Origin of the sequence: Actinomadura sp. 21ATH, from assembly GCF_041951345.1 — a bacterium.
GTDB lineage: Bacteria > Actinomycetota > Actinomycetes > Streptosporangiales > Streptosporangiaceae > Spirillospora.
The window spans coordinates 100,346-119,324 of the sequence record NZ_JBGNUR010000015.1 but is presented as its reverse complement, the minus strand read 5'-3'; the positions used below and the strand labels follow the sequence as shown (position 1 = coordinate 119,324).

Below are 18,979 nucleotides of genomic sequence, written 5' to 3'. Positions count from 1 at the left end.
CGAGAGTTGGGGGATGAGTGTGGGACGTCTGGGGTTGGGGCTGGCGGCGCTGGGCCGGCCGGCGTACATCAATGTCGGCCGGGCGGAGGGCCTGCCGGCGCGGCGCGGGGTGGAGGATCTCCGGAAGGCGACGTGGAGCGTCCTGGACGCGGCGTACGCGGCCGGGGTGCGCTGGGTGGACGCGGCGCGGTCGTACGGGAGGTCCGAGGAGTTCCTGGGCGGCTGGCTGGCCGAGCGCGGGCACGAGGACGTCACCGTGTCCAGCAAGTGGGGGTACGCGTACGTCGGCGGGTGGCGGATGGACGCCGAGGTGCACGAGGTCAAGGAGCACAGCCTGCGGCGGTTCCGCGAGCAGTACGCGGAGACGCGGCGGTTCCTGAGGCCGGACGTCTACCAGGTGCACTCGCTGACGACGGACAGCCCGCTGTTCGGGGACGGGGCGCTGCAGGCGGCGCTCGCGGAGGTGGCGGCCGACGGGGTACGGGTCGGGTTCTCCACTTCAGGGCCGCGTCAAGGCGAGACCGTCAGGAAGGCCCTGGAACTGGAGGTGGAGGGGCGGCGGCTGTTCAGCACGGTCCAGTCCACCTGGAACGTTCTGGAGCCTTCGGTAGGTGAGGCGCTGCGCGAAGCGCACGAGAACGGCGTCCACGTGCTGGTGAAGGAGGCCCTCGCCAACGGCAGGCTCGCCGTCCAGGCTCCCGGGTCCGTGCAGCGGGCCGCGGACGGCCAGGGGGTGGGGACGGACGCGGTGGCTCTCGCGTCCGTGCTGCGGCAGCCGTGGGCGGACACCGTTCTGATCGGGGCGGTCAGCACCGGCCAGCTGCGGTCCAACCTGGCGGCGCTGGACGTCGTCCTGGAGGAAGGTGCGCTGCCCTCCTTGGCCGTTCCGCCCGAGCGCTACTGGGAGCAACGTGCCGCTCTCCCCTGGACGTGACGCCGTGGGATCATAGGACGGCCCACCCGTCGTGATCGGAATCGGTGCCCATGCAGCCTCTGCCCCCTGACGCCCCCCAGACCATCGGGCCTTACCGGGTGGCCGCCAAACTGGGCGAGGGCGGCATGGGGAAGGTGTTCCTGGCCAGCTCGCCGAGCCGCCGGCTGGTGGCCGTCAAGGTGATCAGGTCGGAGCTGGTGGGCGATCCGCACTGGCGGGAGCGCTTCCGCCGGGAGGTCGCCTCGGCGCAGTCGGTCAGCGGCTTCTACACGGCGCCGGTGGTGGACGCCGATCCGGACGCGGCGAACCCGTGGCTGGCCACGCAGTACATCAACGGCGTCAGCCTCTCCGCGGCGGTGGCCGAGCGGGGCCCGCTGCCGGAGCAGGCCGCGTGCCGGCTCGGCGCCGGCCTGGCCGAGGCGCTCATCGCGATCCACCGGGCGGGGATCGTCCACCGGGATCTGAAGCCGTCGAACGTCCTGCTGGCCGCCGACGGGCCGCGGGTCATCGATTTCGGCATCGCCCGCCCGCTGGACGCCGTGCCGCTGTCGCGCTCGCAGATCCTGGGCACGCCCGCGTACATGTCGCCCGAGCAGGCGCTCGGGGAGGGCATCACGCCCCAGAGCGACGTCTTCTCCCTGGGGGCGACGCTCGTGTACGCGGCGGTCGGCGCGGCGCCGTTCGGCGCGGACCGCAAGGTACGGGGACGGATCGTGTACGGCGAACCCGACCTGTCCGGCCTGCCGGCCCCCATGCGGGGGCTCGTCACCCGCTGTCTCTCCAAGGAGGCGGTGGACCGTCCCTCCCCTGACCAGGTACTGACGGCGCTGTCCACGCTGCTGGACGCGCACTACGGCGAGGAGTGGCTGCCTACGGATGTGGCGTCCCTCATCGGCGAGAACCAGGAGACGGTGACCCAAGTCACCGCCGTCCTGCCGTCCCCTTAGGAGGTCCCGCGGGAGGCCGTACCGCGCGGTTCCCCGTCAACATCACCGTCAACTTGCAGGCAGGCCGGGGATCAAGCCGCATGATCGCGTGGATACGATGATGAACGGAACGTCTACGCAGGTGTGGACGGAGTTGGGAGCGAGAGAGAGTATGTCCGATTTCGAGCTCAACCACGCGGGCGGGCGACTGCCACTCGAGGTGACTCAGGCGACCGAGGGCCCATCGGGGCTGCGCATCGGCAACCTGATGAAGGAGACCGGTCAGGTCACCCTCGACACTGGCTTCACCAACACCGCGTCCACCACATCGGAGATCACCTACATCGACGGTGACGCGGGGATCCTGCGCTACCGCGGCTACCCGATCGACGAGCTGGCGGAGAAGTCATCCTTCCTGGAGGTCGCCTATCTGCTGATCTACGGCGAGCTCCCCACCGCGGAGCAGCTCTGGTCGTTCAGCGACAGCGTGCGCAACCACACGCTGCTGGACGAGAAGTTCCGGGCGTTCTTCTCGGCGTTCCCGCGGCGCGCCCACCCGATGGCGGTGCTGTCGTCGGCCGTCAGCGCCCTGTCGACCTTCTACCAGGACAGCCTGGACCCGTTCGACGCCGAGCAGGTCGACCGGTCCAGCGTGCGGCTCATCGCCAAGCTGCCCACGATCGCGGCGTACGCGTACAAGACCTCGATCGGGCAGCCGCTGCTGTACCCGGACAACTCCCTCGGCTACGTCGAGAACTTCATGCGGATGACGTTCGGGCTGCCGACCCAGCCGTACGAGGTCGACCCCGAGATCGTGCGGATCCTCGACATGCTGTTCATCCTGCACGCCGACCACGAGCAGAACTGCTCGACGTCGACCGTGCGGCTCGTGGGCTCCAGCCACGCCAACCTGTTCTCCTCCATCTCGGCGGGCGTGGACGCGCTGTTCGGCCCCCTGCACGGCGGCGCCAACCAGGCCGTGCTGGAGATGCTCGAGGAGATCCACGAGAACGGCAGCGACATCAAGTCGTTCGTGGAGCGGGTCAAGCGCAAGGAGCCCGGCGTCAAGCTGATGGGCTTCGGTCACCGCGTCTACCGCAACTACGACCCGCGCGCCGCGGTGGTCAAGAAGGCCACCCGCAGCGTGCTGGAGACGCTCGGCAAGCCCGACCCGCTGCTCGACCTGGCGATGCAGCTGGAGGACGTCGCCCTCAACGACGACTACTTCATCGAGCGCAAGCTCTACCCGAACGTCGACTTCTACACCGGCGTCATCTACAAGGCGATGGGGTTCCCCACCAACGCCTTCACCGTGCTGTTCGCCCTGGGCCGGCTGCCCGGGTGGATCGCCCAGTGGCGCGAGATGATGAACGACCCCGCCACCAAGATCGGGCGGCCGCGCCAGGTCTACGTGGGCCCCGGCGAGCGGCACTACGTCGACCTGGGCTCGCGCTGAGCCGAGCCTCCTGGCAGGGCAGGCGTCCCGCAGGGCCGGGCGATGGTCTCGACACCATCGCCCGGCCCTGACCGTTTCACGGTGCGGACCGCCCGGGTTTTCCACAGAACCGGGTTCCACTTCCGCGGGTCAGGGCCCCGGACCAGGCTGGATGCCAGTCGTCCGGCAACGGCCCGAGGAGGCGCCACGTGTCCGAGTCCATCCGCATCACCGTTCCCGAGCAGACCGTCTCGTCCTTCGTCGTCGCCACCGAACGCGCGCCCGGCGACCCACCGCTCGCCGCCCTGCGCCGGCTCCCCGCGCCGTTCGCGGCCGCCGCGGTGGAACGGCTCGGCACCCCGCGGCTGAGGATCGCCTCCTATCCCGCGGCCTACTCCCCGTGGAACATCGGCCACGCCACCCGCGTCACCGACGACGATGACCCCGGCCTGGAGGACCGGGCGCTCGGGGCCGCGCACCACATCGGCGTCCAGGCCGTGGCGGCGTCCGGCGACCGCCCGTTCGGCCACCAGCTGGCCCGCGCGGTGGCGGGCGCGATCGCCGAGCACCTCGACGCCGTCCCGGTCGACGTGGACACCGGGCAGATCCTGCCCGCCCGCTCCCGCGCGGACACCCGCTTCCGGCTGGCGGACGGCTGGCTCGGCGCCTGGCTCCAGAACCTCCGCGCCGGCGGCCGCTGCAAGGCGTCCGAGGACGACGTCGACGGCTGCGCCTGCGTCGGGTTCACCACGCGCGGCCTGACCCGGCTCGGGCTGCCCGAGCTGCAGATGGCGGGGGTCGCCTGCCCGCACGACCTGGCGGCGCTCAACGTCATCCGCACGACGGCGCAGCGCCTGCTGCCCATGGGCGAGCGCGCCGGCCCCCGCACGTTCGCCCGCGACCTGCCGCTCACCGGCGCCGACTTCGCCGCCTTCTGGGGCGCCGCCTCCCCCGCCTGGACGGACGATCCGGTCGTCGTGCGCCTCACGCCGTTCAGCCCCCGGCTGATCCGCGTGGGTGCGCCCGAGGAGTTCCCGGGCACCCTCAACGAGTGGCTGTGGGACGAGCTTCCGCCCGTCCTCTACGACCTCCTCACCTGCGGCGCGGACGACTAGAGGGCACCGTGGCGGGCGACTCCGGCCGGGGGCCGGGTCAGAGAGGTTCCGGGGTGGCCGTCGGTGCGGTGCGGGAGGCCCGCAGGGCGTTCAAGCGCTCGGCGGTCAGGTCGTACTTCAGCGTGCAGACGATGGCGAGACCCATGAACGCCGCGGGGATCAGGGCGCCGCCGTACACGATCGCGTCGAGCGCGCCGTCGGGCTGGGTGACCGGCTCGTCCGGCTCCGACGAGATGAAGCCCGCCATGTCTAGCACCCAGCCCAGGACCAGGGCGCCGAGCGCCATCAGGAGGGTCTCGACGCCGGTCCAGAGTCCGGTGAACGTTCCCGCGCGCCGCTTGCCCGAGCTGAGCTCGTCGTAGACGAGCGTGTCGGCCAGCATCGAGAACTGGAGGAGCTGCAGGCCCGCGTACCCGACGCCCATCACCATGACGCACGCGTGGGCGTACGCCGACCCGAGCGTCGGCGTCAGGGCCAGCCCCGCCCCGGCGACCAGGAACAGCAGGCTCGCCGCCACCATGCTCGCGCGCTTGTCGTACTTGCGCGACACCCGCACCCAGGCGGGCATCAGCACCAGCATGGGCCCGATCAGCGCGAGGAACAGCGTCGTGATCGCACCGGTGTCCCCGACGATGTAGGAGGCGAAATAGGGCGAACCGGCCAGCATGATCCCCACGGCGAACATCTGCGTCGCGCCGATCGCCAGCAGCAGCATGAACGGGCGGTTCCCGCGCGCCGCGGCGAGCTGCTCGCGGATGGTGCCGTGCTCGGGTGCGGCGCGTTCGATGCGGGGCGCCCGTGCCGTGCCGAAGAACGTCGCCGCCATCGCCACCAGCAGCACCGCGCCGATGACCAGTCCCATCGTCCGGTACCCGGCGAACGACGGTTCGCCGCCCTCCATGTTGACCAGCGCGGGGGCCAGCCCGCCGGAGAGGAGGATCGCCAGCCCGAGGAAACCCATCCGCCACGTCAGCAGCGACGACTGCTCGTGGTAGTCGTCGGTCATCTCCGCGGGCATCGCCTTGTAGGGCACCTCGAACAGCGCGTACGCCGTCGCCGCGAGGAAGAAGCACAGGCCGACGTACAGCGCCGCCGCACCGCCGCGCACGGGGCTGCCCGCGAACGTCAGCGCGAACGCCGGCGGTAGCAGGAGCGCGCCCGCCAGCAGCCACGGCCGCCGGGGGCCGAACCGCGACACCGTGCGATCGGACAGCCGCCCCACGTACGGGTTGATGACGATGTCCCACGCCTTGGGCAGGAACACCGCCAGTCCCGCCAGACCGGCGGGCACCCCCAGGGAGTTCGTCATGTAGTAGAGGAGCAGCAGCCCTGGAACGGTCCCGAACGTTCCGGAGCAGAACGAGCCGAGACCGTAACCGACGCGCACCGAGCGGGGCAGGGAGGCGGTGACCATGCGCTATTAGAACCTGTTACACCCGTTCGGCGGAAGACCGTCACCGTGACTAACGTCGTCCTCGTGGACAACGAATCCGTGGACAACGAACTCCCGGCACGCGAAAAGCTCGTCCGCGACCGCATTCCGGACATCATCCGCTCGACCGGCCGCGAGCCCGCCACCCGCGTCGCCGACCACGCCGAATACGCCGCGCTCCTGCGCGCCAAGCTGCACGAGGAGGCCGGCGAGTACACGGACTCAGGCGACCCGTCCGAGCTGGCCGACATCCTGGAGGTCCTCCACGCCCTGGCCGCCCTCCACGACCTCACCCCCGAAGACCTGGAAAGCCGTCGCGCCGCCAAGGCGAAAGCCCGCGGCGGCTTCACCCACCGACTGGTCCTCACCCTCCCCTCACCCGCGAGCCCAAGCCCGACCGACCGCTAGCACCGCCTGCAGAACGACGCCCGCAGCAATGGTCAGACCTTCAAGACGTCCGTCTCCAGTGCCGCGCGGGCCTCGACGCCAACGCACGCCCGCCGGCCGCGAACGGCTGCGGACACCGTCCAGACTCGTGCCCCAAGTCGCCTTCTCCTGTCTCAAGTCGCCTTGAGGACGAGTCGAGAGGAGAGGAGACGAGAGGACTCGACCCGGCGCGGGGCCGTGCATTCCGGCGGCGCGGGGCGCAGGAGTTGGTGTCGGGGCGAGGGGTCAGGTGGCTAGGCGGGCGGCCAGTGGTGCTGGCAGGGGGTAGGGACGTTCGCCCGGCAGCAGACGCCTGGCCTGGACGGTCTTGCCTTCCTGAAGGAGGCGGTGAATCTTGCGGACCGCAGGGGTGCGGTCCTCGATTCCCAGGGTCCAGTCATCGACGTAGCGGTCGATGATGTGGCGGCTCAGGCCGAGCTGGATGCTGCGCTCCTCCAGCTTCCGGCCGCGCAGGGAGCGCTCCGGGTCCCACTGGACATGGACGCGGGACTTGGCGAACGCGGCACGCCACTCCTCACCGGAGGCGAAGAGCCGGGGGTCGGGGTCGGTGGGGACGGCCTCGGCGAGGGCCTCCTCCCAGCCGGTACGGGTGATCCGCACGGCGAGGACCATCTCCTGGCCGGGCTTGCGGGCCCAGTTGCTGCGGGCCATGAGCCACAGGAACGAGGGCTTGATCCAGGTCATCCGGTCGCGGGAGAACGGGGGGACGAAGCGGCCGTGCTCGACGGCGGGCACGCCGATCTCCGGACGGAACGCCTGGTAGACCGTGATCGAACGGCGGTCGAATTCGGCGCGGATGGTTCGCATCGGGCTCACCATGGCGGGCGGCGCGCCCCGGGTTCAACCGGTTTTCCGGCGGCGGTGGGCCTTCTGGCGGCACGCGGAGCCGCAGTAGCGGGCGGGGCGGCCCGTCGTGGCGGGCTTCAACGGCGCGTTACATATCTCGCAAGTTTCGTTACGTCGCTCGGGTTCCGTTACGGAAGGGCGGATGGCGTCGCAGGCGAGGGCCACCATCCGGCCCGGGACGCGGCGGCGGCGCTCCATGCCCACGCAGCCGGCCATCAGCGTGCGGACGTCGTCGAAGTCGACGTCCGTACGCACCGCTCCCGCGTCCTGGGCCCGGCGCAGCAGGACGGCGAAGGCGTCGTTGAAGTCGGCCTCCGAGCACTGGTCGCGGAACACCCCGATCCCCTCCTCCATCTCCAGCGCGTCGCAGACCGCGTGGTTGAACGAGGCGCGTTCCACGACCCAGGCGAAGAAGCCGTAGAAGGCCCGACCTGCGTCGGCGTCGGCGGAACGGGAGCGCGCCTCCGCGATGATGTGCTGGATGCGGTCCGCCACGACCTCTTGGAAAAGGGCCTCCTTGGTGGCGAAGTGGCGGTAGACGGTCCCCGCGCCGACACCGGCGCGGCGGGCGATCTCGTCCAGGGGCACCAGCAGGCCCGCCTCCGCGAACGCCTCCTGGGCCGCGGCCAGGACGCGCTCGCGGTTGCGCCGGGCGTCGGCGCGCAGTTGGTCGGCCACCGGGATCCCTCTTCTCGCTGACTCGTTGACAAACGGGGCGCGCGTTCCGGTATGGTCCGGAAACGGGGCAAGCGTTCCGATTCTATCGAGGGAGCGACCATGGTGGTGGAAGAGACCAGGCGGCAACTGAGCGGCTCGGTCGGGGCGGGGCTGATGGTCCCGGTCGCTCCGGCCGCGGAGTGGCGCGAGACCGTACGGCGGGTTGAGGACGCCGGGTACGGATCGGTCTGGATCAACGAGGCGATCGGCGGCCGCGAGTCGTTCGCGCAGATGGGCGTCCTCCTGGCGGCCACGGAACGGATCATGGTGGGGTCCGGCGTCGCCAACGTGTGGGCCCGCCACCCGGCGGCCATGCAGGGCGGCGCGGCGGTCCTCGCGGACGCCTACCCCGGGCGGCTCGCGCTGTGCGCCGGCGTGAGCATGGGGAGCATGGTCGAGCAGGCGGGCCTGCGCTGGGAGCGGCCGCTCCAGAAGATGCGCGACTACCTGGACCGGATGGACGAGTCCGCCGACATGGCGCCGCGGCCGCCCGTGCCGTTCCCGCGGCTGCTGGGCGCGCTCGGCCCGAAGATGCTGGAGCTGGCCCGTGACCGGGCCGACGGCGCGCTGCCGGCGGCGATGCCGGTCGAGCACACCCGGCGCGCCCGCGAGATCCTCGGCCCGGACAAGCTGCTGGTCGTCATGCAGCTCGCGATCCCGGAGACCGATCCGGCCACGGCGCGCGGCATCGTCCGTGCTTCCGGGCTCCTGGACCTGCCCGGCTCCCCGTACGACCGGGCGCTGCGCGGGCTCGGGTACGGCGACGACGACCTCAAGAGCGACCCGCTCATCGACCTGCGCTTCGCGTGGGGCGACGAGAAGGCCATCGCCGACCGGATGCAGGAGCACCGGGGCGCCGGCGCCGACCATGTCGCCGTGAGCGTGCTGGCCCCCGACCTGCGTTCGACCGCCGACCTGCTGGAACGCCTGGCCCCCGCGCTAATGGCCCGCTGACCACCCCAACCGCTGGCCCCCGGGCCCCCCAGACCGCCAGCCTCTAGCCCTCCGGACCGCCGAGCCTCCGGCCCTCCGAGCCTTCGCCCCCCGACCGCCGGGCCGCTGGGCTGCCGGGCCGCTGGGCTGCCGGGGCTCCGGGCCTTCGGGGCTCCAGGCCTTCGGGGCTCCGGGCCTACGGGCCGCCGGGGCTACGGGCCGCCAGGTTCCGGGCCCCAGGCCCCGGGCCGGTGGGCCGCCGAGGTTCCGGGCGTCCGGCCCTCCGGACTTCCAGACCGCCGATGCTCCGGGCCGCCGGGCCGCTGGACTTCCAGGGCTCCGGGGCTACGGGCCACCGGGGTTCCGGGCCCCGGCCTCCGGGCCCCAGGCCCCGGGCTGCCGGGCCTTTGGGCCGGGCTGCCGGGCTGCCGGGGCTCCGGGTCCCTGGACCCTCAGGCCGCTGGGGCGCTGGGGCGTTCGAGGGGTTGACTCGTGGCGTGTCATCCTTCGCACGGACGCGCGAAGAGCGGACACGCCACGAGTCGACGCAGCGGCAGGCAGCTAGTGGTCGGAGGTTCGGGGGCGGACCAGGCCGGACTCGTAGGCGACCATGACCAGTTGCGCGCGGTCGCGGGCGTGCAGCTTGGCGAGGAGGCTGCCGATGTGGGTCTTCACGGTCGCGACGCTCAGGTGCAGGTGCTCGGCCAGCTCGGTGTTGGACAGGCCGCGGGCGACGAGGGCGAGGACCTCGCGCTCGCGGCCGGTGACGCCGTCGAGCCCGTGGGACGGGCGGTGCGCGGTCTCGGGCCGGCCGGCGAACTCGGCGATGAGGCGGCGGGTGACCGTCGGCGCCAGCAGCGCCTCGCCGGAGGCGATCACCCGGACGGCGGCCAGCAGGTCCGCTGGGACGGTGTCCTTCAGCAGGAAGCCGCTGGCGCCGGCCCGCAGCGCCGCGTACACGTAGGCGTCCAGGTCGAACGTGGTCAGGATGAGCACCCGGACGGCGGGGTCGGCCGCGCAGACGCGGCGGGTGGCCTCGATGCCGTCCATCTCCGGCATCCGGACGTCCATCAGGATCACGTCGGGCGCGGTGCTGGCGGCCAGCTCGACGGCCTCGGCGCCGTCGCCGGCCTCGCCCGCGACCGCGAAGCCGGGGCTGGTCTCGAGCAGGACGCGCAGGCTGCCGCGCAGCAGCGCCTGATCGTCGGCGATCAGGACGCGGATGGGAGCGGGCGCGGCGTCACGAGCGGCATCACGAGCGGCGGTGCCGCGGGCAGCATCACGAGCGGCGGTGCCGCGGGCAGCTTCGGGGGCAGGCGCTCGGGCAGGATCGGGGGCAGGCGCTCGTGCGGGATCGGGCACAGGGGCGGGGTCGGTCACGGGGTTCCTCGGTCGTACGGCAGGCGGGCGGAGACCGCGAAGCCGCCCTCGCGGCGGGGGCCGGCGGTGAGCTCTCCGCCGTACATCATCGCGCGCTCGCGCATGCCGATCAGCCCGTGCCCGGCCGGGCCGGCGCCGCCGGGCAGCACCCGCGCGCCGGGCCCGTCGTCGGTCACCTCGACGCGCACCTCGCGGTCGTCCTGGACGATCACGACGCGGCCGGTGGCGGGGGCGGCGTGCTTGACGATGTTGGTCAGCGACTCCTGGACGATCCGGTGCACGGCGAGCGCCATGCCCTCCGGCAGCTCCCCCACCCGGACGTCCAGGTCGACCCGGACGCCGGCGAGGGCGGCGCGGTCCACCAGCTCGGCCAGGCCGGCGATGCCCGGGACGGGCAGGAGGTCGGCTTCCCCGCCACCCTCCCCGTTCTCGCGCAGGACGCCCAGGAGGCGGCGCATCTCGGTGAGCGCGCCGCGGCTGGTGTCCTCGATGACGTGCAGCGCGTCGAGGGCCTCCTGGGGACGGGCCTCGGCGACGTGGACGGCGACGCCGGCCTTGACCGCGATGAGGCTCATGCTGTGCGCGACCACGTCGTGCAGCTCGCGGGCGATGCGCAGCCGCTCGTCGGTGACCGCGCGGTCGGCCAGCCGCCGCGCCGCCGCCGCGGCGTGCTCGCGGCGCTCGCGCATGGCGCGGCCGAGGGTCCAGGAGCCGCCCATGAGCGCCAGGCCGAGCAGCACCCCGCCGGCGCCGGCCGAGGCCGGGTCGCGCGGCCCGGCCGCGGGGCTCGCGACCAGCACGATCCCGCTGACCGTGCCGATCAGGGAGGTGGGGATCCAGCGGCTGCGGGGACGGGCGAGTGCGACGGGGTACAGGGCGTACGCGGCCGCGGTGAAAGCGTCGCGGGGCATGCCGAGGGCGAACGCGGCCAGCGACATCGCGAGCACCAGGGCGAGGACGGCGCGCGGCCACCGCCGCCGGAAGGCCAGCGGCGGCCCGGTCAGCGCCAGCACCAGGACCTCGACCGGCCCGCCCCCGTGCAGGCTGAGCTGGGCCGACATCACCATCGTGTAGAGCCCGGCGGCGACGGCGTCCAGGATCGCCAGCCGGCGCGCGCTGAGCCGCCGGACCAGGAATGAGGGCAGCTCGGGGTCGTTCACCCGGTCGACGGTAGCGGGGCCGGCGCGGGCTCGCCTCCGGCCGGGGGCCGTCATACCCGGGTAGGAGATCGGGGCCCGCCGCGCGCCGGTCCCGGCCCGCGGGCCGAGGGTGAGGTCCCGACCGCGCTCCGATCCGCGCGGGCGGTCCGGCGCGGGACCGTCGAGGCATGATCGAAGTACGCGAGCTGACCAAGAGGTACGGCGGTTCCGTCGCCGTGGACGGCCTGTCGTTCCAGGTGCGGCCGGGCACGGTGACCGGCTTCCTGGGGCCGAACGGGGCGGGCAAGTCCACCACGATGCGGGTCCTGCTGGGCCTGGACGCCCCCGCGTCCGGGGAGGCGCTGGTGAACGGGCGCCGCTACCGCGAGATCCGCCGCCCGATGCACGAGGTGGGGGCGCTGCTGGACGCGAACGCCGTGCACGGCGGGCGCAGCGCGTTCGACCATCTGCGCTGGATGGCGCGCAGCAACCGGATCCCGGTGAGCCGCGTGTCGGCCGTCCTGGAGCAGGTCGGCCTGGCGGGAGTGGCGCGCAAGCGGGTCGGGGGGTTCTCGCTCGGGATGCGGCAGCGGCTCGGCATCGCGGCGGCGCTGCTCGGCGATCCGGGCGTGCTGCTGTTCGACGAGCCGGTGAACGGGCTGGACCCGGACGGCGTGCGCTGGGTCCGCGAGCTGATGCGGGCGCTGGCGGGCGAGGGGCGCACCGTGCTGGTCTCCAGCCATCTGATGAGCGAGATGGCGCTGACCGCGGACCGGCTGGTCGTGATCGGGCGGGGCCGGCTGATCGCGGACACGTCCGTCCAGGAGCTGTCGGACCGGTTCCGGCGCGGGATCCTGGTGCGCTCGCCGCGCGCGCCGGAGCTGTCGGCGGTGCTGGTGGCGGCCGGTGCGGTGGTGGAGCGGGAGGGCGCGGGCGACCTGTCGGTGGCGGGGCTGGACGCGGCGGGGATCGGGGAGCTGGCGGCGGCGAACGGCATCCCCCTGTACGAGGTCACGCCGCGGAGCGCCTCGCTCGAAGAGGCGTACATGGAGCTGACCGCAGGCAGCGTCCAGTACGCGGCGGGGCAGGACGGCGCCCAACACGGCCGCGGCCGGCGGCCGGCGCAGGAGAGGACCGGCCCATGATGGACGCGCTGGCCGCGGAATGGCTGAAGCTGCGTTCCGTGCGCTCGACCGCCTGGACGCTGGCGGCGCTGGCCGGGTCCGTGCTGCTCTGCCTGCTGTGGTCCTGGGTCGTGGCGCGCGCCTGGGACGGGCGGCCGCCCGGGGAGCGGGCGTCGCTGCGGGCGGCGCCGGCCGAGCAGCCGCTCGTGCTCGCGCTGCCGGTGTGCGCCGCGGTGCTGGGCGCCCTGTCGATCACCTCCGAGTACGCCACCGGGATGGTGCGCACCAGCATGGCCGCGGTGCCCGCCCGGCCGCGGCTGTTCGCCGCCAAGGCGCTCGTCCTCGCCGGCGTCGTCCTTCCGGCCGGGCTGGCGAGCGTGGCGGCGGCGGTCGCGGCCGGCCGCGTGATCGTCGGTGACCGGGCGGTGCCGTCGTTCGCCGAACCGGTGGCGGAGCAGCTCCCGCACCTGCTCGCGATGGCCGCGTGGGCGGCGGTGATCGCGCTGGTCGGGTACGGGGCGGGCGCCGCGCTGCGGTCCACCGCCGGGGCGATCACGGCGGTGGTGGTGCTGCTGATGGTGCTCCCGCCGCTCGCGGACCTGCTGCCCGCTCCGTGGGACGAGCGGGCGGGGTCGGTGCTGCTGACCCGCCTGCCCGACCAGATCGCCGCCGCGCCCGCGGCCCCAGGCGGCGCGGGGTCGTTCTCCCCCGCGGGCGCGCTCGCGGTCCTGTTCCTGTACGCGGCCGCGGCGCTGGCCGCCGGCGCGTACTCGTTCGTACGGAGGGATGCACGATGAGGGACGCCGTCGCGGCCGAATGGCTGAAGTTGCGCACGGTCCGCTCGACCTACGTCATCGCGGGCGTCGCCCTCGTCTTCATGGCGCTGGCGCTGCTGCTGACGGTGCAGGTGGTAGGCGCCTGGGACGGGATGCCGGCCGGGCGCCGCGCGCGGGTCCGGATGGCCGAGCCGGCGATCCTGGCGGGCTGGATCGGCGGGCTGTGCGCGGCCGTGCTGGGCGCGCTCGCCGTCACGTCCGAGTACCGCTCGGGCATGATCCGCACGACGCTGACGGTGGTGCCGCGGCGGGCGTCGCTGCTGGCGGCCAAGGCGCTGGTGGTGGGCGCCGCGTCGCTGGCGGCCGGGCTGGTGATCACGTGCACCGTCTTCCTGGGCACCAGGCTGATCATCGGGGACCGGCCGATCGCCGGGTTCCAGACGGCGATCTCGGCGGAGCTGCCCGGGATCGCCGCGCGGGGCTGCCTGGTGGCGGTGTACGCGCTGCTGGCGCTCGGGCTGGCGGCGCTGCTGCGGTCCACCGCCGGGGCGATCGTCACCGTCGTCCTGCTCTGGTACATCATGCCGATCGCCACCGGGTTCCTGCCCGCGCCGTGGGACGAGCGCGTCTCGTCGTTCATGCTGGACGCGCTGCCCGAGCAGGTGGTGGGGATGGACAACGCGGACTCGGTGTACGGCGCTCTGCTGCCGCCGGCGGTGGCGGCCGCGGTGATGCTCGCCTACGCGCTCCTCCCGCTGGCCGCCGCCGTGCTCGCGTTCCGCCGCCGCGACGCCTGACCGCCGCCCCGCCGCCCCGCCGCCCCGCCGCCCTCCGCCGGGCGGCCGGGGGACGGCCGGGCGGGTGCGTCAGGTCAGCCGGCCTGGACGGCGCGCGGGACGCGGACCGCCATGCGGCGGTGCAGGAGGGCGACGGCCTCCGGCAGGGTCGGGGCGGCGGCCTGGGCGCGCAGCCGCCGGCCGTCGATGTCGACGACGGCCTGCGCGAGGGCCGGGCGGGGCAGCGCGGAGCCGGTCACGACGCTCAGCGTCAGGCGGGCCGAGGTGACGGTGCCGGCGACGCCGTCGAGGGCGGCGAGCAGCGCCCGTTCCGCCGCCGCCCGCTCGGCCTCGGTGACGGGTCCGGAGGTCAGGAAGTGGATCTCCGGCCGTTCCCGAGTGAACGATTGCATGATTCCCCCAGATAAAACGGATTGATCACTGAATGGTCACCGTGCGGTCCCCGCCGCAGGTACGGCGGGGCCTTGGCGGTCTCCGTATATAAAGACTTCGTCACCGTTCCGGGCGTTAGCCGGAACACGCGAGAGCTTCGTCACGCTGTCACCGCGAGTGCTCCGCGGGCCGCCGCAGGGCGAATCACCTGCGGGGTCACCTCCGCCCCCGGCCGCCGCCGAGGCGGCACCGGTCACGGGTGACCAGGCGTGACCACCCGTCTTTACCATGACCGCCCGCCCATGCCGAGAGCGGATATTTCACACTTCCCAATTGGCGGTCCTGATCCTCTAGCATGTTGCAGTGCCGTTCCGTCCGTGAACGGTTTCGTCGACTGGCTGGTGACCCCTTGCCCCAGGATTCCGCTGCACAGAAGCCCTCGGCCGATGGCGGATCGGCCGGCGGCCGGCTCATCGACTACCCGCGCCGCGGCGGGCCGACCGTCCTGCGCATCCTGCTCGGCGCGCAGCTGCGCCGGCTCCGCGAGGCGCGCGGGATGTCCACCGAGGAGGCCGGGTACGAGATCCGCGGCTCCCACTCCAAGATCAGCCGGATGGAGCTCGGCCGGGTCGGGTTCAAGGAGCGCGATGTCTCCGACCTGCTCACCCTCTACGGCGTGGAGGACCCGGAGGAGCGCGAGGCGCTGCTCCAGCTGGCCAAGGAGGCCAACACCCCCGGCTGGTGGCACCAGTACGGCGACGTGCTGCCCGGCTGGTTCGAGACCTACCTCGGGCTGGAGGGCGCGGCGTCGCTGCTGCGCACCTACGAGGTGCAGTTCGTCCCCGGCCTGATGCAGACCGAGGACTACGCGCGGGCCGTGGTGCGGCTCGGCTACGGCGACGCCTCCGAGGAGGAGATGCAGCGCCGCGTGGGCCTGCGGATGACCCGCCAGGAGCGGTTCACCGACCCCGGCTCCACGCCGACGCTGTGGGCGGTGCTGGACGAGGCGGTGCTGCGCCGCCCGCTCGGCGGCCGCGAGGTGATGCGCGCGCAGATCCGGCACCTGATCGAGATGACCGCGCTGCCCAACGTCACGCTGCAGATCGTGCCGTTCGGCGCGCTCGACCACGCGGCGGCGGGCGGGCCGTTCACGATCCTGCGGTTCGCCGAGCCGGGGCTCTCGGACGTGGTGTTCCTGGAGCAGCTCACCAGCGCGCTCTACCTGGACAAGCCCACCGACGTCGACACGTACATGCGCGCGATGAACAACCTCTGCATCGCCGCCACGCGGCCCGACGACACGGTCGCCTTCCTGAAGCGGATGCTCGACGAGGTCTGATCCACCCCCGGTCGCCCCCGCCCGATCGGCCCCTGGAAACGCTCCCGGCTGTCAAGGCCGCGCTGACCGGCGGCCTTGACAGCCGGATCCGGCCACGCCGTTCCGCCCTGTCAGATCCGGTCACGCTCGGTGGCCGTACGCCCGCCGCGGCCCTCGCATGAGCGGAGCGGCGGGCGTACGGCCGGCCGGATCCGACCGGTACGGATCAGAGCAGCGGGGCCAGCTCGCGCCATTCCGCCACCGGCGGCTCGTCGCCGTCCGTGATGACCTGGAGCGCCAGATGGTCGGCGCCCGCGTCGAAGTGCTCGGCGAGCCGGCGGCCGACGGCCTCCACGTCGCCCCAGGCGAACACCGCGTCGATGAGCCGGTCGCTGCCGCCGCCGGCCAGGTCGCTCTCTTCGAAGCCGAGCCGCAGCAGGTTGCCGGTGTAGTTGGGCAGCTGGAGGTACATCTCCAGGTGCCCGCGCGCGGCCGCCCGGGCGCGGGCCGGGTCGCTCTCCAGCACGACCTTGACCTCCGGGGCGAGCAGCGGGCCGGCGCCGAGCGCCTCGCGGGCGTGGCGGGTGTGCTCGGGCGTGATGAGGTACGGGTGCGCGCCCGCCGCGCGGTCCCTGGAAGCCGCCAGCATCTTCGGCCCGAGCGCGGCCAGCACGCGCCGCTCCGGCGGGGAGCCGGCCGCGTCGAGACGGTCCAGGTAGTCGATCATCGCGCTGTACGGGCGGGTGTAGCGGTCGCCGACCAGCGCGCCGTGGCTGGCGCCCAGGCCGAGCAGGAACCGGCCGGGATGGTCGGCGGCCAGCGCCGCCTCCTCCTTGGCCACCGTCTCGGGCTCGTAGTCCCAGATGCTCAGGATGCCGGTGGCCACCACCAGCCGCGACGTCGCCGCGAGCAGCCGCTGCGCGTGCCGCACGCCGGGGCTGCCGCCCAGCCACGCCGCGCCGTACCCGAGCTCCTCCAGTTCCGCCGCCGCGTCCTGGTTGCGCTTCGGGTCCCCGAAGCGCAGCTCGCTGCTCCACACGCCCAGCCGGCCGATGTCCATACGCGTCCCTGTCCCCTCAAGATCGAGTGCGGTCCCCCGCACAACCCCCGCGCACCTACCCCTCATTCCCCTCATTCCCCTCGGCTCCCGCGTCTCCCGCGTCTCCCGCGTTCCGCTCGCCGTCCAGGACGCGCTCGTCGCGGCTCCTGCTCGTGCCGCGGAACTCGGCGATGACGGCGCCGTCGGAGACCCGCCGGACGGTCACGTCGTACACGCCGCCGCGGCCGCCGTAGCGGACGCGCTCCTCGGCCACGGCCTCCAGGACGTCCCCGCCGTACGCGGGCGCGGTGAACACGACGTCGGCCGCCGCCGCGACGGTGACGCGGTCGCGGGTGTTGCACGCGTACGCGAACGCCGAGTCGGCCAGCAGGAACAGGTAGCCGCCGTGGGCGAGGCCGTGCCCGTTCACCATGGCGGGCGTGACCGCCATCCGGATCCGCGCCCGCCCGGGCGCGACGCCGCCGACCTCCATGCCCAGTTCGACGGCGACCCGGTCGCGCCCGTACATCGCCTCGGCGCACCGCCGCGCCGTCTCGTCCGCCGCGCTCATCGGTTCAGCGTATTGATCGTTCCGCTCGGGGGAAGGTGAATCGGGTACCGGTGTTGACCGACGCACCGGCTCATGTCCCGAACCGAAGGAGAGACCCGATGCTGTACGGGCAGGAACACGTCAAGCGCTACCAGGAGACCGACGGGGCCGAGGGGCACGACTGGCAGAACACCACCGTGCTGCTCCTCACCACCAAGGGCCGCAAGACGGGCAACCCGTTCACCACGCCGCTCATCTACCAGGAGGACGGCGGCAACCCGGTCATCGTCGCGTCCAAGGGCGGCGATGACGACGACCCGGGCTGGTACAAGAACCTCAAGGTGAACCCCGAGGTCCAGGTGCAGGTGAAGGGCGACAAGTTCACCGCGCGGGCGCGGACGGCGACGGCCGAGGAGAAGCCGGCGCTGTGGAAGAAGATGGTCGCGACCTGGCCCGCGTACGACGAGTACCAGACCAAGACCAGCCGCGAGATCCCGGTCGTGGTGCTCGAGCGCGTCTGACCCGGCGCGTCCGATCGCGCGGTTCCCTTTCACGGGGCGGGCGCGGGCGTGTAGCGTCGGGTGAACATGCGTTCGACCGTTCGAGCCTGCCGAGGTGCTGAGGTGCCGACGTCACCGCCGCCGCGACTGCTGAAGCGCTGGGGCATCGCCGACCCGGCGACGGCCGTCGCGCTGGGCGCCGGCCGCTGGCGGGTCGACGGCCCGTCGGGGTCGTACCACCTACGCGAGTACGCCCCGGAGGCGCGCCGCCGGGTGGCCTTCCAGCACACCGTGACCGCCGCGCTCGACGCGGCCGGGCTGCCGGTGCTGGCGCCCGTGCCGGCGCTGCGCGGCGGCCGCACGCTCGTCACGGCGGGCGGGCTCGGGTACGCGCTGCACCCGTGGGCGTCGGGCCTGCGCCGCGGCGGGCTGGAACTGGCGTTCGGCCAGTGCGAGCGGCTCGGCCGGCTGCTGGGCGAGCTGCACGCGGCGCTGGACCGGCTGACCGCGCCCGTGCAGCAGAGCCTGCTGGTGCCGACGCCGCGCGCGGCCGACGCGGTGGCCGCGCTGGACGGGATGCTGGCCGCGCTGCCCGGCGACGGCAACGACTTCGCCGCGCTGACCGAGCGGCGGCTGCTGGAGCGCCGCGCGCTGCTGACCGGCATGGCCGACCACCAGCCGCCGGAGATCGAGGTCTCCACGGTCGGGCACCTGCACGGCGCGTTCCACGCGGGCAACCTGCGGTACGGCGGCGCGGGCAACGTGACCGCGGTGCTCGGCTGGGACGCGCTGACGACCGGCCCGGTCGCCGGCGAGCTGGTCCGGTCGGCCGCGGCGCTGTTCGCGTGCGAGGACGAGCGCGGGCTCGACCTCGACCGGGTGCGGGCGTTCGTCCGCGGGCACCGCGCGGCGTTCCCGCTGGACGCCGGGCAGATCCAGGCGGCGGTGCACCGGGAGTGGTGGGAGCGCCTGTGCGACGTCCGCCCGCTGCGGCACCGCTACGTGGGCTCACCGGACGGCGGCGCCGACGACGACGGCGGCGCGGGCGAGAGCGCGGGCGCGTCGGCGGCGCTGGTCGGCTGGTGGTCCGAGCATCTGGACCGCACGCTGGACGTCTTCGCCGCCCCGTACGACGAACTACCTGAAGAGACTCCGGGCGACAGCCCCGCCTACGGCTGATCCGCCCCGCACGACGCCGA

Annotated in this window: 20 protein-coding genes; 12 read left to right on the top strand and 8 right to left on the bottom strand. The window is 73.6% G+C overall.

What is annotated here, in order from left to right; all coding sequences use genetic code 11:
* The first annotated feature begins 13 nt into the window (after positions 1 to 13).
* The 4 genes from ACA361_RS32710 to ACA361_RS32695 all read left to right on the top strand — a co-directional run bounded on the left by ACA361_RS32710 (position 14) and on the right by ACA361_RS32695 (position 4,410).
* Positions 14 to 934 (top strand): aldo/keto reductase, encoded by a 921-nt coding sequence (locus ACA361_RS32710; protein WP_375018467.1) that lies wholly within the window; start codon positions 14 to 16, stop codon positions 932 to 934.
* A gap of 98 nt (positions 935 to 1,032) precedes the next feature.
* Complete coding sequence (locus ACA361_RS32705) at positions 1,033 to 1,881, top strand: serine/threonine-protein kinase (protein WP_375018465.1); 849 nt, start codon at positions 1,033 to 1,035, stop codon at positions 1,879 to 1,881.
* A gap of 151 nt (positions 1,882 to 2,032) precedes the next feature.
* Positions 2,033 to 3,316, top strand: coding sequence for a citrate synthase (locus tag ACA361_RS32700; RefSeq protein WP_375018463.1), 1,284 nt, complete (start codon positions 2,033 to 2,035; stop codon positions 3,314 to 3,316).
* Between the two features lie 188 nt (positions 3,317 to 3,504).
* On the top strand, positions 3,505 to 4,410 hold the full coding sequence (locus ACA361_RS32695) for a hypothetical protein (RefSeq protein ID WP_375018461.1): 906 nt from the start codon (positions 3,505 to 3,507) through the stop codon (positions 4,408 to 4,410).
* Between the two features lie 37 nt (positions 4,411 to 4,447).
* Here the strand turns inward: ACA361_RS32695 and ACA361_RS32690 are convergent, their stop codons facing one another.
* A complete protein-coding gene (locus ACA361_RS32690) occupies positions 4,448 to 5,824 on the bottom strand; it encodes an MFS transporter (protein WP_375018460.1) in 1,377 nt (458 codons plus the stop codon).
* A gap of 63 nt (positions 5,825 to 5,887) precedes the next feature.
* Between ACA361_RS32690 and ACA361_RS32685 the strand changes: the two genes are divergently transcribed.
* The gene (locus tag ACA361_RS32685) at positions 5,888 to 6,250 is read left to right on the top strand and encodes a hypothetical protein (RefSeq protein WP_375018458.1); all 363 of its coding nucleotides are present in this window, start codon (positions 5,888 to 5,890) and stop codon (positions 6,248 to 6,250) included.
* 264 nt (positions 6,251 to 6,514) lie between these two features.
* On the opposite strand, the gene ACA361_RS32680 is transcribed toward ACA361_RS32685, so the two are convergent.
* Positions 6,515 to 7,096 (bottom strand): DUF4291 domain-containing protein, encoded by a 582-nt coding sequence (locus tag ACA361_RS32680; protein WP_375018456.1) that lies wholly within the window; start codon positions 7,094 to 7,096, stop codon positions 6,515 to 6,517.
* 33 nt (positions 7,097 to 7,129) lie between these two features.
* The gene (locus tag ACA361_RS32675; RefSeq protein ID WP_375018454.1) at positions 7,130 to 7,813 is read right to left on the bottom strand and encodes a TetR/AcrR family transcriptional regulator; all 684 of its coding nucleotides are present in this window, start codon (positions 7,811 to 7,813) and stop codon (positions 7,130 to 7,132) included.
* Positions 7,814 to 7,912: 99 nt separating this feature from the next.
* Here ACA361_RS32675 and ACA361_RS32670 point away from each other — a divergent pair, with 99 nt between their 5' ends.
* Positions 7,913 to 8,806, top strand: a complete 894-nt coding sequence (locus ACA361_RS32670) for a TIGR03620 family F420-dependent LLM class oxidoreductase (protein WP_375018452.1) — start codon at positions 7,913 to 7,915, stop codon at positions 8,804 to 8,806.
* Between the two features lie 540 nt (positions 8,807 to 9,346).
* On the opposite strand, the gene ACA361_RS32665 is transcribed toward ACA361_RS32670, so the two are convergent.
* Both ACA361_RS32665 and ACA361_RS32660 read right to left on the bottom strand, forming a co-directional pair.
* Positions 9,347 to 10,009 (bottom strand): response regulator, encoded by a 663-nt coding sequence (locus ACA361_RS32665; protein ID WP_375018577.1) that lies wholly within the window; start codon positions 10,007 to 10,009, stop codon positions 9,347 to 9,349.
* Between the two features lie 152 nt (positions 10,010 to 10,161).
* On the bottom strand, positions 10,162 to 11,325 hold the full coding sequence (locus ACA361_RS32660) for a sensor histidine kinase (RefSeq protein ID WP_375018450.1): 1,164 nt from the start codon (positions 11,323 to 11,325) through the stop codon (positions 10,162 to 10,164).
* A gap of 167 nt (positions 11,326 to 11,492) precedes the next feature.
* On the opposite strand from ACA361_RS32660, the gene ACA361_RS32655 reads away from it, so the two are divergent.
* The 3 genes from ACA361_RS32655 to ACA361_RS32645 are packed head-to-tail and all read left to right on the top strand — an operon-like array spanning position 11,493 to position 14,001.
* On the top strand, positions 11,493 to 12,449 hold the full coding sequence (locus ACA361_RS32655) for an ABC transporter ATP-binding protein (protein ID WP_375018449.1): 957 nt from the start codon (positions 11,493 to 11,495) through the stop codon (positions 12,447 to 12,449).
* Positions 12,446 to 13,225: an ABC transporter permease gene (locus tag ACA361_RS32650; RefSeq protein ID WP_375018448.1), complete on the top strand. Its 780-nt coding sequence runs from the start codon at positions 12,446 to 12,448 to the stop codon at positions 13,223 to 13,225. Before ACA361_RS32655 ends, ACA361_RS32650 begins: the two co-directional genes overlap by 4 nt.
* The gene (locus tag ACA361_RS32645; protein WP_375018446.1) at positions 13,222 to 14,001 is read left to right on the top strand and encodes an ABC transporter permease subunit; all 780 of its coding nucleotides are present in this window, start codon (positions 13,222 to 13,224) and stop codon (positions 13,999 to 14,001) included. Before ACA361_RS32650 ends, ACA361_RS32645 begins: the two co-directional genes overlap by 4 nt.
* A gap of 74 nt (positions 14,002 to 14,075) precedes the next feature.
* Here the strand turns inward: ACA361_RS32645 and ACA361_RS32640 are convergent, their stop codons facing one another.
* Positions 14,076 to 14,393, bottom strand: a complete 318-nt coding sequence (locus ACA361_RS32640; RefSeq protein ID WP_375018444.1) for a hypothetical protein — start codon at positions 14,391 to 14,393, stop codon at positions 14,076 to 14,078.
* Positions 14,394 to 14,845: 452 nt separating this feature from the next.
* On the opposite strand from ACA361_RS32640, the gene ACA361_RS32635 reads away from it, so the two are divergent.
* Positions 14,846 to 15,712 (top strand): helix-turn-helix domain-containing protein, encoded by an 867-nt coding sequence (locus ACA361_RS32635; RefSeq protein WP_375018575.1) that lies wholly within the window; start codon positions 14,846 to 14,848, stop codon positions 15,710 to 15,712.
* A gap of 205 nt (positions 15,713 to 15,917) precedes the next feature.
* Here ACA361_RS32635 and ACA361_RS32630 read toward each other — a convergent pair whose 3' ends face one another.
* Positions 15,918 to 16,751, bottom strand: coding sequence for an LLM class F420-dependent oxidoreductase (locus ACA361_RS32630; protein ID WP_375018442.1), 834 nt, complete (start codon positions 16,749 to 16,751; stop codon positions 15,918 to 15,920).
* A 55-nt stretch (positions 16,752 to 16,806) separates the two neighbouring features.
* Positions 16,807 to 17,301 (bottom strand): hydroxyphenylacetyl-CoA thioesterase PaaI, encoded by a 495-nt coding sequence (paaI, locus tag ACA361_RS32625; RefSeq protein WP_375018440.1) that lies wholly within the window; start codon positions 17,299 to 17,301, stop codon positions 16,807 to 16,809.
* A 98-nt stretch (positions 17,302 to 17,399) separates the two neighbouring features.
* Here paaI and ACA361_RS32620 point away from each other — a divergent pair, with 98 nt between their 5' ends.
* On the top strand, positions 17,400 to 17,801 hold the full coding sequence (locus ACA361_RS32620) for a nitroreductase family deazaflavin-dependent oxidoreductase (protein WP_375018438.1): 402 nt from the start codon (positions 17,400 to 17,402) through the stop codon (positions 17,799 to 17,801).
* Between the two features lie 102 nt (positions 17,802 to 17,903).
* A complete protein-coding gene (locus ACA361_RS32615; protein ID WP_375018436.1) occupies positions 17,904 to 18,959 on the top strand; it encodes a phosphotransferase enzyme family protein in 1,056 nt (351 codons plus the stop codon).
* The last annotated feature ends 20 nt before the right edge of the window (positions 18,960 to 18,979 follow it).

What these genes read in the sequence shown, in the direction of transcription:
- ACA361_RS32710 (WP_375018467.1), top strand. Translation starts at nt 14, where the DNA reads ATGAGTGTGGGACGTCTGGGGTTGGGGCTGGCGGCGCTGGGCCGGCCG.
- ACA361_RS32700 (WP_375018463.1), top strand. Translation starts at nt 2,033, where the DNA reads ATGTCCGATTTCGAGCTCAACCACGCGGGCGGGCGACTGCCACTCGAG.
- ACA361_RS32690 (WP_375018460.1), bottom strand. Translation starts at nt 5,824, where the DNA reads ATGGTCACCGCCTCCCTGCCCCGCTCGGTGCGCGTCGGTTACGGTCTC.
- ACA361_RS32680 (WP_375018456.1), bottom strand. Translation starts at nt 7,096, where the DNA reads ATGCGAACCATCCGCGCCGAATTCGACCGCCGTTCGATCACGGTCTAC.
- ACA361_RS32670 (WP_375018452.1), top strand. Translation starts at nt 7,913, where the DNA reads ATGGTGGTGGAAGAGACCAGGCGGCAACTGAGCGGCTCGGTCGGGGCG.
- ACA361_RS32655 (WP_375018449.1), top strand. Translation starts at nt 11,493, where the DNA reads ATGATCGAAGTACGCGAGCTGACCAAGAGGTACGGCGGTTCCGTCGCC.
- ACA361_RS32650 (WP_375018448.1), top strand. Translation starts at nt 12,446, where the DNA reads ATGATGGACGCGCTGGCCGCGGAATGGCTGAAGCTGCGTTCCGTGCGC.
- ACA361_RS32645 (WP_375018446.1), top strand. Translation starts at nt 13,222, where the DNA reads ATGAGGGACGCCGTCGCGGCCGAATGGCTGAAGTTGCGCACGGTCCGC.
- ACA361_RS32640 (WP_375018444.1), bottom strand. Translation starts at nt 14,393, where the DNA reads ATGCAATCGTTCACTCGGGAACGGCCGGAGATCCACTTCCTGACCTCC.
- ACA361_RS32630 (WP_375018442.1), bottom strand. Translation starts at nt 16,751, where the DNA reads ATGGACATCGGCCGGCTGGGCGTGTGGAGCAGCGAGCTGCGCTTCGGG.
- paaI (WP_375018440.1), bottom strand. Translation starts at nt 17,301, where the DNA reads ATGAGCGCGGCGGACGAGACGGCGCGGCGGTGCGCCGAGGCGATGTAC.
- ACA361_RS32620 (WP_375018438.1), top strand. Translation starts at nt 17,400, where the DNA reads ATGCTGTACGGGCAGGAACACGTCAAGCGCTACCAGGAGACCGACGGG.